This is a genomic window from Salmonella enterica subsp. diarizonae (assembly GCF_008692785.1).
Taxonomy (GTDB): Bacteria; Pseudomonadota; Gammaproteobacteria; order Enterobacterales; family Enterobacteriaceae; genus Salmonella; species Salmonella diarizonae.
Genome location: NZ_VXJV01000004.1, coordinates 1 through 13,059 on the forward strand (window position 1 = coordinate 1; position 13,059 = coordinate 13,059).

15 protein-coding genes are annotated in these 13,059 nt (G+C 52.7%); 8 read left to right on the forward strand and 7 right to left on the reverse strand.

Annotation, left to right across the window (positions count from 1 at the left end):
• Positions 1–249: 249 nt before the first annotated feature.
• A complete protein-coding gene (gmhB, locus tag F4V72_RS09135; RefSeq protein WP_001140156.1) occupies positions 250–816 on the reverse strand; it encodes a D-glycero-beta-D-manno-heptose 1,7-bisphosphate 7-phosphatase in 567 nt (188 codons plus the stop codon).
• A gap of 189 nt (positions 817–1,005) precedes the next feature.
• Between gmhB and metN the strand changes: the two genes are divergently transcribed.
• From metN to proS, 6 genes are all read left to right on the forward strand, one after another.
• Positions 1,006–2,037: a methionine ABC transporter ATP-binding protein MetN gene (gene metN, locus F4V72_RS09140; RefSeq protein WP_053508712.1), complete on the forward strand. Its 1,032-nt coding sequence runs from the start codon at positions 1,006–1,008 to the stop codon at positions 2,035–2,037.
• Positions 2,030–2,683, forward strand: coding sequence for a methionine ABC transporter permease MetI (locus F4V72_RS09145; protein ID WP_001287482.1), 654 nt, complete (start codon positions 2,030–2,032; stop codon positions 2,681–2,683). Before metN ends, F4V72_RS09145 begins: the two co-directional genes overlap by 8 nt.
• 38 nt (positions 2,684–2,721) lie before the next feature.
• Positions 2,722–3,537 carry a methionine ABC transporter substrate-binding lipoprotein MetQ gene (metQ, locus tag F4V72_RS09150; protein ID WP_000874218.1) on the forward strand — a complete coding sequence of 272 codons (816 nt, stop codon included), beginning with the start codon at positions 2,722–2,724 and terminating at the stop codon, positions 3,535–3,537.
• A gap of 118 nt (positions 3,538–3,655) precedes the next feature.
• A complete protein-coding gene (gene rcsF / locus F4V72_RS09155; RefSeq protein ID WP_001202315.1) occupies positions 3,656–4,060 on the forward strand; it encodes an Rcs stress response system protein RcsF in 405 nt (134 codons plus the stop codon).
• Positions 4,057–4,764: a tRNA (N6-threonylcarbamoyladenosine(37)-N6)-methyltransferase TrmO gene (gene tsaA / locus F4V72_RS09160; RefSeq protein ID WP_063390144.1), complete on the forward strand. Its 708-nt coding sequence runs from the start codon at positions 4,057–4,059 to the stop codon at positions 4,762–4,764. Before rcsF ends, tsaA begins: the two co-directional genes overlap by 4 nt.
• Positions 4,765–4,874: 110 nt before the next feature.
• A complete protein-coding gene (proS, locus tag F4V72_RS09165; RefSeq protein WP_080070482.1) occupies positions 4,875–6,593 on the forward strand; it encodes a proline--tRNA ligase in 1,719 nt (572 codons plus the stop codon).
• 73 nt (positions 6,594–6,666) lie between these two features.
• On the opposite strand, the gene nlpE is transcribed toward proS, so the two are convergent.
• From nlpE to F4V72_RS09180, 3 genes are read right to left on the reverse strand one after another with little or no spacing between them, the layout of a single operon-like run.
• Complete coding sequence (nlpE, locus tag F4V72_RS09170; protein ID WP_053508719.1) at positions 6,667–7,368, reverse strand: envelope stress response activation lipoprotein NlpE; 702 nt, start codon at positions 7,366–7,368, stop codon at positions 6,667–6,669.
• A gap of 31 nt (positions 7,369–7,399) precedes the next feature.
• Positions 7,400–7,822 (reverse strand): alternative ribosome rescue aminoacyl-tRNA hydrolase ArfB, encoded by a 423-nt coding sequence (gene arfB / locus F4V72_RS09175; RefSeq protein WP_053508721.1) that lies wholly within the window; start codon positions 7,820–7,822, stop codon positions 7,400–7,402.
• Positions 7,819–8,364 (reverse strand): YaeQ family protein, encoded by a 546-nt coding sequence (locus F4V72_RS09180; RefSeq protein ID WP_053508723.1) that lies wholly within the window; start codon positions 8,362–8,364, stop codon positions 7,819–7,821. The genes arfB and F4V72_RS09180 overlap by 4 nt, the downstream gene beginning before the upstream one ends.
• 196 nt (positions 8,365–8,560) lie before the next feature.
• Here F4V72_RS09180 and F4V72_RS09185 point away from each other — a divergent pair, with 196 nt between their 5' ends.
• Together F4V72_RS09185 and rof are read left to right on the forward strand one after the other, a co-directional pair.
• Positions 8,561–8,761 (forward strand): YaeP family protein, encoded by a 201-nt coding sequence (locus F4V72_RS09185; RefSeq protein ID WP_001518678.1) that lies wholly within the window; start codon positions 8,561–8,563, stop codon positions 8,759–8,761.
• Entirely contained in the window at positions 8,748–9,008 is a 261-nt protein-coding gene (gene rof / locus F4V72_RS09190; protein WP_000062326.1) for a Rho-binding antiterminator, read from the forward strand. The genes F4V72_RS09185 and rof overlap by 14 nt, the downstream gene beginning before the upstream one ends.
• A gap of 42 nt (positions 9,009–9,050) precedes the next feature.
• Here rof and tilS read toward each other — a convergent pair whose 3' ends face one another.
• The 3 genes from tilS to ldcC all read right to left on the reverse strand — a co-directional run bounded on the left by tilS (position 9,051) and on the right by ldcC (position 12,998).
• On the reverse strand, positions 9,051–10,349 hold the full coding sequence (tilS, locus tag F4V72_RS09195) for a tRNA lysidine(34) synthetase TilS (protein WP_070789433.1): 1,299 nt from the start codon (positions 10,347–10,349) through the stop codon (positions 9,051–9,053).
• A gap of 62 nt (positions 10,350–10,411) precedes the next feature.
• A complete protein-coding gene (locus F4V72_RS09200) occupies positions 10,412–10,801 on the reverse strand; it encodes a VOC family protein (protein ID WP_053508727.1) in 390 nt (129 codons plus the stop codon).
• 55 nt (positions 10,802–10,856) lie between these two features.
• Positions 10,857–12,998 (reverse strand): lysine decarboxylase LdcC, encoded by a 2,142-nt coding sequence (ldcC, locus tag F4V72_RS09205; RefSeq protein ID WP_085347402.1) that lies wholly within the window; start codon positions 12,996–12,998, stop codon positions 10,857–10,859.
• Positions 12,999–13,059 lie beyond the last annotated feature (61 nt).

The following is a 13,059-nucleotide window of genomic DNA, read 5'->3' on the forward strand; positions in this document are numbered from 1 at the left end:
GTCTGATAAATTGTTAAAGAGCAGGTGCGACGCGGCTTTCAGCTCACCGTCGCGAGGTGGCGTATATTACGCTTTCCTCTTTCAGAGTCAACCCTGAATGTCAGGATTTTTCTCTTCAACCGACCGGTTGTTTGTGTGAAGTGATTCACATCCGCCGTGTCGATGGAGGCGCATTATAGGGAGTCGATTCAGGAAGACAAGCGGAAAAATGCATTTTTGTTTTAACCGCTCATCTTTTATCCATAACGCTTATTTTTGCTGCTTTTTTATCGCCGATGGCAGGTCGGCAAGGCTGTTTAACACCCAGTCCGCCGCGTTTTCTGCTTCTGCCGTGATCGGTTTGCCCGTACGCACCAGCACTTTTGTCCCGACATTTGCCGCCGCAGCCGCCTGCATATCTTCCAGCTTGTCTCCCACCATATAAGAAGCCGCCATATCGATATGCAGGAAATCACGCGCCGAGATAAGCATTCCTGGATGCGGCTTGCGGCAATCACATACCTGGCGGAACTCTTCTATACTGCCCTGCGGATGGTGAGGACAATAATAGATGCCGTCCAAATCGACATCGCGATCCGCCAACGACCAGTCCATCCATTCGGTTAAGGTTTCAAACTGCGCCTCAGTGAATTTGCCGCGCGCGATTCCGGACTGGTTCGTCACTACCACAAGCGCATAGCCCATTTTTTTTAGCTCGCGCATCGCGTCAATAACACCATCTATAAACTCAAACGCATCGATTTCATGTACGTAGCCGTGATCCACATTAATAGTGCCGTCACGGTCGAGAAAAATTGCGGGTACAGACTTTGCCACCTTTTATAGCTCCTGAGTAAAGCAAGTGACGCTAGTATCGCATGTTTCAGCAGGCAAGAAAGTGCTCATCGTATAAAGCCTGATTGATTTAGACGTCTGGATGCCTTAACATCCATTCTGTTGACGGCGTTGACCGTATTAGGCAGACGAAAATGCCTCCGCTAATTTCATTACGATAATAAAGAATCAATGATTAAACTTTCGAATATTACCAAAGTGTTCCATCAAGGGACTCGCACCATTCAGGCGCTGAACAATGTCAGCCTGCATGTCCCTGCCGGACAAATTTACGGCGTCATCGGCGCATCCGGCGCCGGTAAAAGTACGCTCATTCGCTGCGTAAACTTACTTGAGCGTCCCACTGAAGGAAGCGTAATGGTGGGCGGCCAGGAACTGACCACCCTTTCTGAAGCGGAACTCACCAAAGCCCGTCGCCAGATTGGCATGATTTTTCAGCACTTTAATCTGCTGGCCTCACGAACCGTGTTTGGCAACGTCGCGCTGCCGCTGGAACTGGATAACACACCAAAGGAAGAGATCAAACGCCGTGTAACAGAACTGCTGGATTTAGTCGGTCTTGGCGACAAGCACGACAGCTATCCGGCAAATCTTTCCGGCGGTCAGAAACAGCGTGTCGCGATTGCCCGCGCGTTAGCCAGTAATCCAAAAGTGTTGCTGTGCGATGAAGCCACCAGCGCGCTTGATCCCGCGACCACCCGTTCGATTCTGGAATTGCTGAAAGATATCAACCGTCGCCTGGGGTTGACGATTCTGCTTATCACTCATGAAATGGATGTCGTGAAACGTATCTGCGACTGCGTTGCCGTCATCAGTAATGGCGAGCTTATTGAGCAGGATACGGTCAGCGAAGTCTTCTCGCATCCTAAAACGCCGCTGGCACAGAAGTTTATTCAGTCCACTCTGCACCTGGACATTCCAGAGGATTACCAGGCGCGCTTGAAAGCGTCGCCGGAAACTGACAGCGTGCCGATGCTGCGCATGGAATTCACCGGGCAGTCTGTTGACGCCCCGTTGCTTTCCGAAACCGCGCGACGTTTCAACGTGAACAATAATATTATCAGCGCGCAGATGGATTACGCCGGCGGTGTGAAGTTCGGCATTATGCTAACGGAAATGCACGGCACACAAGAAGAAACGCAAGCCGCAATTGCCTGGCTGCAGGATCACCATGTGAAAGTAGAGGTACTGGGTTATGTCTGAGGCAATGATGTGGTTACTGGTGCGTGGCGTCTGGGAAACGCTGGCGATGACCTTTGTCTCCGGTTTCTTCGGTTTTGTGATTGGCCTGCCGGTCGGCGTATTGCTGTATGTTACGCGCCCGGGGCAGATTATGGAGAACGCCAGGCTGTATCGCGCCCTTTCTGCGGTGGTCAATATTTTCCGCTCGATTCCCTTTATCATCCTGCTGGTGTGGATGATTCCTTTTACCCGAATCATTGTCGGCACCTCTATCGGTTTGCAGGCCGCGATTGTACCGCTGACCGTCGGCGCCGCGCCTTTTATCGCCCGTATGGTGGAAAATGCGCTGTTAGAGATTCCTGCCGGGCTGATTGAAGCCTCGCGAGCGATGGGCGCCACGCCGCTGCAAATTGTACGTAAAATCCTTTTACCGGAAGCGCTGCCTGGTCTGGTGAATGCGGCAACCATTACACTGATCACCCTGGTCGGTTACTCCGCAATGGGCGGCGCAGTCGGCGCAGGCGGCCTCGGTCAAATCGGCTATCAGTACGGTTATATTGGATACAATGCTACCGTGATGAATACGGTGCTGGTATTACTCGTCGTTCTGGTTTATTTAATTCAGTTATCCGGCGATCGCATCGTCAGGGCTGTCACGCATAAATAACGTTAAACACAACACAAATACTCATTAAGGAAATAAGCATGGCGTTCAAATTCAAAACCTTTGCGGCAGTGGGTGCTCTGATTGGTTCTCTGGCACTTGCGGGTTGCGGTCAGGATGAAAAAGATCCGAATCATATTAAAGTCGGCGTAATCGTTGGCGCAGAGCAGCAAGTTGCCGAAGTGGCGCAGAAAGTCGCGAAAGAAAAATACGGTCTGGACGTGGAATTGGTGACCTTTAATGATTATGTTCTGCCTAATGAAGCGCTGAGCAAAGGCGATATCGATGCCAACGCCTTCCAGCACAAACCGTATCTGGATCAGCAAATCAAAGATCGCGGCTACAAACTGGTTTCTGTTGGTAAGACTTTTGTCTATCCCATTGCAGGATATTCCAAAAAAATCAAATCGCTGGATGAGCTCCAGGACGGTTCCCAGGTCGCTGTGCCTAACGACCCGACCAACCTTGGTCGCTCCCTGCTGCTGCTGCAAAAAGTGGGGCTGATTAAACTGAAAGACGGCGTCGGTCTGCTTCCTACCTCGCTGGATATTGTGGAAAATCCGAAAAATCTGAAAATTGTTGAGCTGGAAGCGCCGCAGTTGCCGCGTTCGCTGGATGACGCGCAGATCGCGTTAGCGGTCATCAATACGACATACGCCAGCCAGATTGGCCTGACGCCAGCGAAAGACGGTATCTTCGTTGAAGATAAAGATTCTCCGTACGTTAACCTGATCGTGACGCGTGAAGACAATAAAGACGCCGAGAATGTGAAAAAATTCGTTCAGGCTTACCAGTCTGATGAAGTATACGAAGCCGCAAATAAAGTTTTTAATGGTGGAGCGGTGAAAGGCTGGTAAGTTTTAGGCTGATTCCACAATCTGTAATATTATTCAGGACGGGCTATTGCCCGTCTTGTCATTTATGCAAGCTCCTGATTCAATATCTGGCAATTAGAACATTCATTGAGGAAATATTATGCGTGCTTTACCGATCTGTTTATTGGCACTCATGCTGGGCGGTTGTTCCATGCTAAGCAGATCCCCTGTTGAACCCGTTCAAAGCACCGCAACCCCGCCAAAAGCGGAGCCGGAGAAACCTAAAGCGCCGCGTGCCGCTCCCGTCAGGATTTACACCAATGCTGAAGACTTAGTCGGCAAACCTTTCCGCGATCTTGGCGAGGTTAGCGGCGAATCCTGTCAGGCGACAAATCAAGACTCTCCGCCTAACATTCCAACTGCACGCAAGCGTATGCAGATTAATGCATCTAAAATGAAAGCCAACGCCGTCCTGCTGCACAGCTGTGAAATTACCAGCGGCACGCCAGGCTGCTACCGTCAGGCGGTTTGTATCGGGTCTGCCCTGAATATTTCGGCGAAATGAGCAGCTTTCAGTTTGAACAAATCGGCGTTATTCGCTCCCCCTATAAAGAAAAATTCGCCGTTCCGCGCCAGCCCGGTCTGGTCAAAAGCGCCTGCGGCGAACTGCATCTGATAGCGCCTTACAACCAGGCCGATGCCGTTCGCGGACTGGAAGCCTTCAGCCATTTGTGGGTGCTTTTCGTTTTTCATCAGACGATGGACGGCGGCTGGCGGCCAACAGTTCGTCCGCCCCGTCTTGGCGGTAACGCCAGAATGGGCGTTTTTGCCACGCGCTCCACGTTCCGCCCCAATCCGATTGGCATGTCGCTCGTTGCGCTAAAAGGTATCGAGTGCCGGAAAGAGAGCGTAATTCTGAAATTAGACAGCCTGGATCTGGTGGATGGCACGCCGGTGGTGGATATCAAACCGTATTTACCGTTTGCCGAAGCCTTACCGGACGCCGTCGCCAGCTATGCGCAACAGGCGCCGATGGCTGAAATGCCCGTGAGTTTTACCGCTGAGGTGGTTCAACAGCTCACGACGCTGGAAAGCCGTTATCCGCAGCTACGGACGTTTATTTGCGATGTGCTGGCGCAAGATCCTCGCCCGGCTTATCGTAAGGGTGAAGAAACGGGCAAAACCTATGCTGTCTGGCTGCATGATTTTAACGTGCGCTGGCGTGTGGTTGACACTGGATTTGAAGTGTTTGCGCTGGAACCACGGTAATTTCACGCCCTTCTCTTTTGACATCCCTTGCACACTGGTAAACTAAATCACTTTTTTTGTATCAGGCTCACATTGAGCCTGTTCGATCGTTCAACTGGAACCGTAACAACATGCGTACTAGCCAATACCTGCTCTCCACTCTGAAGGAGACACCTGCCGATGCCGAGGTTATCAGCCACCAGCTGATGCTGCGCGCCGGGATGATCCGCAAGCTCGCCTCCGGGTTATATACCTGGCTGCCGACTGGTCTGCGCGTCCTGAAAAAAGTCGAAAACATCGTGCGTGAAGAGATGAACAACGCCGGTGCTATCGAGGTGTCGATGCCAGTCGTTCAGCCAGCCGACCTGTGGCAAGAGAGTGGTCGTTGGGAACAGTACGGTCCGGAACTGCTGCGTTTTGTCGACCGTGGCGAGCGTCCGTTCGTACTCGGCCCGACCCACGAAGAAGTTATCACCGATCTGGTGCGTAATGAACTCAGCTCTTATAAGCAATTGCCGCTGAACTTCTTCCAAATCCAGACCAAATTCCGTGATGAAGTGCGTCCGCGCTTTGGCGTGATGCGTTCGCGCGAATTCCTGATGAAAGATGCTTATTCTTTCCACACCTCTCAGGAATCGTTGCAGGAAACCTATGACGCCATGTACGCCGCGTATAGCCGTATCTTCAGCCGTATGGGGCTGGATTTCCGCGCGGTACAGGCCGATACCGGTTCTATCGGCGGCAACGCCTCACATGAGTTCCAGGTGCTGGCGCAAAGCGGCGAAGACGATATCGTTTTCTCTGATGTTTCTGATTACGCGGCTAACATCGAACTGGCAGAAGCTATCGCGCCGCAAGCGCCGCGCGCAGCGGCGACGCAGGAAATGACTCTGGTCGATACGCCAAACGCCAAAACCATCGCGGAGCTGGTGGAACAGTTCAACCTGCCAATTGAAAAAACGGTAAAAACACTGCTGGTTAAAGCGGTGAAAGACAGCAAGTCTCCGCTGGTGGCTCTGCTGGTTCGCGGCGATCATGAACTGAATGAAGTTAAAGCGGAAAAACTGCCGCACGTTGCCAGCCCGCTCACCTTCGCTACCGAAGAAGAGATTCGCGCCGTGATTAACGCCGGTCCGGGCTCCCTCGGCCCGGTCAATATGCCGATTCCGGTCATCATCGATCGTACCGTTGCCGCCATGAGCGATTTCGCCGCTGGCGCTAACATCGACGGTAAACACTACTTTGGCATTAACTGGGATCGTGATGTGGCGACGCCTATTGTTGCCGACATCCGTAACGTAGTCGCCGGCGATCCGAGTCCGGATGGTCAGGGAACGTTGCTTATCAAACGCGGTATCGAAGTGGGGCACATCTTCCAGTTGGGTACCAAGTATTCAGAAGCGCTGAAAGCCTCCGTTCAGGGTGAAGATGGTCGTAACCAGACTTTGACAATGGGCTGCTACGGTATTGGTGTAACACGCGTCGTTGCCGCGGCTATCGAGCAGAACTTTGACGAGCGCGGCATTGTATGGCCTGACGCCATTGCGCCTTTCCAGGTCGCTATTCTGCCGATGAATATGCACAAATCCTTCCGTGTGCAGGAGCTGGCGGAAAAGCTGTACAGCGAATTGCGCGCGCAGGGCATTGAAGTGCTGATGGACGACCGTAAAGAGCGCCCGGGCGTGATGTTTGCCGATATGGAACTGATTGGTATTCCACATACTATCGTGATTGGCGATCGTAACCTGGATAACGACGATATTGAGTATAAATACCGTCGTAGCGGTGAAAAATCGCTGATTAAAACCGGCGATATCGTTGACTATCTGGTCAAGGTCATTAAAGGCTAAACGGCATCTTGTTGGGATTGTCCGGCGCCATCCGGCAGATATGTAAAGGCCTCGCACCATGCGAGGCCTTTTATTAGTGAGTGCAATCTTTACCTGGCGCAAACTTCGCATTTTTATCGGCTATTAGCATTTTTACCGGCTCGCCCGTGTCCGGATTCGCGGCAAAAACAAAATGCCCTTCTACCGTCAGCAGCACCGGTTTTTCCGCTTCGCCTTTAGCCGCCAGATAGCCGCGCTCAAGCTGGGCGTTACTGGCGACAGGGAGCCGTTTTCCGGTCGCGCAATCGGTAAAGGTCGCCGCGTCGGCCATATATACATACATACCACGCAGCGGCATTGGCGTTACCGGCAGGCTGGCGGTAACAGGCTCAAGCGTATAATTAAGCGGCGAAGCCACCGGATTGCCTTCTCTGTCGAGCATCTCCAGCGCATCGCCTTTTGCGCGATAATACGATTTCTCGCCATTGCTGTCGGTTAACACCAGTTTATCCGCCGTCCGCGCCCAGGTACCGTATGACGCAAAAGAGGAAGGTTCTTCGCGAACGCCCTGATAGCGCTCGTTCATCACCCATGTGCCATCTTTTTCCAGAAACAGTGACGTTTCAATACCTTCACAATCCGCACAGGGCAGCACGCCGCGCCAGCTTTGCTGCATGGGTTTTAATTCCGCCGCCTGCGCAGGTTGCAGGGCGTCAACTTCCGCACGGTTATTACACCCTATCAAGGCAAATAGCGTGCAGGCTGCCGCTACTGACAATATTGCTGTTCTCACCATGAAATCCTTATGAAATTGCTATTCCTGCCCGTCAATCCAGTGGACGACGAACTTTACCGCGAAGCGCCTTTACAGAAGATTTTTGCGCCTTCGAGGACAAGCGGCGCTCTTTCGAGGCACGCGTCGGGCGAGTTGCGCGACGGCTTTTCTGCTCCGCGGTTAATTCTTTTATGACGGCAACCAGCCTGGCGATAGCCGCTTCCCGGTTGAGCTCCTGGCTCCGGTACTCCTGCGCCTTAATGATAATTACGCCATCATGGCTTATCAGATGGTGGCTGGCCGTCAGCAAACGCTGTTTATAATACTCTGGCAGGCCAGAGGCCCGAATGTCAAAGCGCAAATGAATCGCGCTAGAGGTCTTATTCACGTGCTGGCCACCCGCGCCCTGCGCGCGAATGGCTGTAATTTCCAGCTCATTATCGTCTATGGAGACCGTCCGGGAGATGGCAATCATGAGGGCTGTTGCCAGGTGGTAAGCTGTATTTCCAGATTATTCCGAGCATCAGAAAGCCAGATTGCGCCGTCCTGAATTGTCGCCTGTAGCGTCATGGTACGATCGGCAAATTCACTGAGCTGCGCCAGTTGTCCGTCATCCAGATACCAGACGGACAGGTTAGCGAACTGCGCACACTTGCTTTGATGCTGCTGCCACCAGATTTGCGCCGCCCGGGAGTTATAAGCAAAGAGCGCGACGTCGCCCGCTTGAGTACAGGCTTTCTTAATACGGCGCTCATCCGGCAGCCCCAGCTCTATCCAGAGATCGATGCCCAGATGATCGTTGCGCAGCCAGGCCTCCGGCTCATCTTCCGCGCTAAGTCCGCGCGTAAACTGCAACCGCTCATCAGCATATTTTATCCATGCCAACAGGCGCAGCATCATACGCTCCTGCGTTTCAGAAGGGTGACGCGCCAGCGTCAATGCCGCATCCAGAAACTGGTTGCGATCAAGGTCAGCCACATTGACGACGGCTTTATAAATTGTCGCTTTAAGCGCCATGAGAAACTCCTTTCGAATCAGGCATCCATTGTAGCGAAAACCGCGCTAAAAGGCTGTTAACGAATCTTTTACTCACTCGCGTCAGGCGCTGATATTGCGTAAATGAGTATGGTATAGTCACCTTGCTAAACAGGATTTAACTTCGTAGGCTTAGACTTGCATCCACGGTTAAGTCAGAATGCTGACAGGAGGGCGTGTGGAAAAATATTGTGAGTTAGTACGCAAGCGGTATGCGGAAATCGCCAGCGGAGACTTAGGGTATGTCCCGGATGCGCTGGGTTGTGTATTGAAAGTGCTTAATGAAGTGGCGGCAGATAGCGCCCTTTCAGAGTCGGTCAGGGAAAAGGCAGCTTATGCTGCCGCGAACTTACTGGTGAGCGATTATGTCAATGAATGAAACGTATCAACCCATTAATTGCGATGACTACGATAGTCTTGAGCTTGCCTGCATGCATCATTTAATACTGACGCTAACGTTAAAAGATGGCGAGATTTTGCAGGCAAAAGCGAACGATTTGATCTTGCGTAAAAACGTGGAATATCTGCTTGCCGAGGTTTCCGGCGAGTCCCGTGAGCTTCGTCTCGATAAAATCGCCAGTTTCAGCCACCCGGAAATTGGTACAGTGGTGGTCAGCGAATCCTGAATCCTGCTGCCGGATAAGGCATTTTCGCCGCTATCCGGCATTTTATGCGTCTTCTCGCCACAGTAACGCCACACCGTCTTCATTATTCGCCAGCCCGTCATGGGTGACAAAGTACCCCGCCGCCGCAATCAGCGTATCGCCATAAAATAGCAGCGGCGTGGTATCGCGCCGCCAGGAAGGCACATTCAGCTCCTGCCAGATTTTCTTCAGCTTACGTCCGCCGTGACGTCCCACAATGTGTAGCACCCCTGGCGCCTTAAAACGAATGCTGACGGATTCTTCCTCTCGCGGCTGGCGCAGTTCGCCGCCAGGAACGAGCTGTACCGTCCCTAAGCTGGCAGGCAGCGCCAGCGGTGTTTGCCAGACGGGCCAGGCGACCGTCGTTTCGCTTTGTCCGGCCACGGATTTAATCCACCACAGTTGTGACTGATAACGGCGAATCTCGCGATCGCCAAAACGTAAACAGGGAGAGGCATCGTCGCGCGCCAGCGCTACTTCCTGCCAGATACGCTCCAGCGCGTCGCGAGAGGGCATCGGCGCATTACGCGTCGCCAGCCAGCGACGCAGAATCGCCGCCCGCCGTACATCGCTCATCGACATTAATGGAGAGAGCCGCAATGTTCCCCGCGCCGTGATACAGTCCGTAAGCTCGCAGGCCAAAAGTTCGTCCAGCAGCCTTTCTTGCTCGGCGCAGAGCGCCGCGCTACGGGCTACCGCCGCAGAGAAATGCGGCCAACGCTGCTGCAAGAGCGGAAGCGCGCGCAGGCGTAAAAAATTGCGATCGTAGGCATCATCCTGATTGCTTTCATCTTCGATCCAGCATAAGTCATGACACACAGCCCACTGTTCCAGCGTCTCCCGCGTTTCTCTCAACAGCGGGCGAAGAAGCTGAGTTCCGGCAAAAGGCGAGCGTTCTCCCATCGCGGAAAGTCCGGCCGGACCGCTACCGCGCTTTAACGCCAGCAGGAATGTTTCACACTGATCGTCACGGTGCTGCGCGGTTGCCAGCACTTCGCCAGGCAATAACGTCTGTGCGAACGCCCGGTAGCGCGCTTCACGCGCATGGGCCTCGATACCCAGGCCATTATCCGCCAGAGTCACCCTCTCTACTACCAGCGGAACCTGCCAGCGTTCGCATACGGTTTCGCAATGCCGCACCCAACTATCAGCATGAGGGCTTAAACCGTGATGAATATGGATAGCACGCAGCGTGACGTCAGGATGACGTTCTCGCCACAACACCAGTTGATGCAAAAGCACCGTAGAATCCAGGCCGCCGCTAAAGGCGGCCAAAATACGGCGAGAAGAGAGTAACGAAGTATTCAGCGTGAGAGTGGTCATGGTTCGTGCTTATAGTGACTTTGCCCGGCAACGTTACCTGGCTAGCGCCTTAATGACAAGTCTTACTGCTCATACAGCTCAAGCGGCAAACCGTCCGGATCGTTGAAAAAAGTAAAGCGCTTCCCGGTATACGGATCGACGCGTATCGGTTCGCACTTAACCTGATGCTTTTCCAGATGCGCAACGGCGTTTTCTACATTTTCCACACTGAAAGCCAGATGGCGCAGGCCGCAGGCTTCAGGTCGGCTTGGACGCGCCGGAGGGAAGGGAAAAGAGAAAAGCTCAATCACATACTGCCCGTTTAGCGCCAAATCGCCCTTCCACGAGTCACGCTCTTCCCGCCAGGCTTCGCTTATCAGCTCGAATCCCAGAATATCGCAATAAAACGCCTTGCTCACCACATAGTCTGTCGCAATGATCGCGATGTGATGAACCTGTTTTAATCCCAGCATAGCGTCTCCTTTATTGATTATCAGTACGTTACTCGCCACATTCCCGTCAGGCAAGCTAACAGGCGTGTTTTAAGACTCGTACCTGGTACACCCCATCTTCATTCCGCTTCGCGCCGTGAATATCCGTTTCAAAACCGGGATAATGCTGACCAATCGAACATAGCATCAGCAGAAAATCGAGCACGGCCCGACTCTGTTGCGTGATCCTCTCGCCGGGCATCAACAGCGGAACGCCTGGCGGATAAGGCAGGATCATATTTGCGGAAACGCGCCCTGGCAGTTGATCGAGCGCCACGGTTTCCACCTCGCCTTTGATCTGACGCTGCCAGGCCTGGTGCGGTGTCATGATCATCTCCGGTAAAACCTCGAACGCCCGCAACATCAGCCCCGGAAGATCGTGCTGGCGGATCAGTTTATGAATCCCCTGCGCCAGATCCTGAATGCGCATATTGCGATAAAAATCAGGATCTTCCGCATACAGATCCGGCAACATATTTTTGACGCGCAGGTTAAGATCGTAGGCCCGTTTAAATTCCGTCAGTCCGCGCAGCAGCCCCATTGCACGGGTCTTATCAATCCCTATGCTGAACAAAAACAGCAGATTATACGGCCCGGTTTTTTCCACCACCACGCCTCGCTCATCGAGGAACTTCGCCACCAGCGCGGCAGGTATCCCCTCTTCGCTCATGTTGCCCTGTTCATCCATTCCCGGCGTCAGGATTGTCACCTTAACCGGATCGAGGAACATATGATCGTCATCGGCATCGGTGAAGCCGTGCCATGTTTTTCCCGGCGCTACCGGCCAGCATTCGGCCTCATCAACCTCTTCCGGCTGCCAGATATCAAAGAACCAGCTATCGGACTCTTCACGTAACCGCTTTACCTCTTTACGAAAATGGAGCGCCCGTTCCACCGAACGATTAATCAATCTTTTCCCCGGGTTGCCGCGCAGCATCGCCGCCGCAGTCTCGATAGAGGCGACAATGGGATAGCTCGGCGATGTAGAGGTGTGCATCATAAACGCTTCGTTAAACGTCTCTTCGTCATATTCCCCTTTGATATGAATAAGCGACGCCTGCGAAAAAGCCGCCAGCATTTTATGGGTGGATTGCGTTTCGAAAATCACTTTTCCGGGCACCCGATCGCCGCTCATCCCACTTTTCCCCTGGTAGATCGGATGAAAATGGGTATAGGGTACCCAGGCGGAATCAAAATGGATCGAGGGAACGTCCAGTATCTGCTTGATCCAGTTAGTGTTATACAGCAGACCATCGTAAGTAGAATTGGTGATAACCGCATGAACCGGCCACTGCGCCTGCGCGGTTTCCGCCACCTTACGCGCAATGCTGTCACGGGTGAACTCACGCTTAGGAATACCGCCGAGAATGCCGAGCGCATTGCGCGTCGGCTTTAGCCAGAGAGGCACCACATCGCTCATCATCAGCAAATGCGCCAGCGATTTATGGCAATTACGGTCAATAAGCAACGTACTTCCCGCAGGCGCGGCATACATACCGACAATTTTATTCGAGGTCGACGTACCGTTCGTCACCATGTAACTCTGCTCGGCGCCAAAAGTACGGGCGATATACTCTTCCGCTTCCAGATGCGGCCCGGTGTGATCCAGCAGTGACCCCAGTTCAGTCACCGAAATCGACACATCAGCTTTTAAGGTATTGCCGCCAAAAAAGTCATAAAACAGACAGCCTGGCGGGCTTTTCTGATACGCCGTACCCGCCATATGACCCGGCGTACAAAAGGTATATTTTCCTTCTTTAGCGTAGGTAAACAGCGCTTTGGTAAACGGCGGCGTAATATTATCGAGATATTCGTTGGTATATTGATGAATGCGCGTCGCTATATCTTCGGCCTGCCCCAACGCATACTCAAAAAACCACAGCGCCATGCGCATATCGTAAACGCTAACGTCCAACGTCGAGTTGGTATTGATAAAGGCGTAGAGGGGAAGGTATTCATTTAGCTGATTAATTTCGCTACAAAGGTCGAGGCTGTATTCATCCCAGTCAAAAATAACGCCGCAAATGCGTGGGTTATGTTCAATAAACTTCAACAAATCAACGCTATTTTGCGGCCAGATAATTTGAAATCCCAGGGATTGTAATGCACGCTCAAGCTCCTTGATGGGTTCATCTTTATAATAAACCCCGTGCGGCCCCATAATGGCGATGATGTTCATGCTTTCTCCTGAAAAAAACCTGAGATAAGCATAGTAGCAATCCTGCCGATGCAGAGCACCG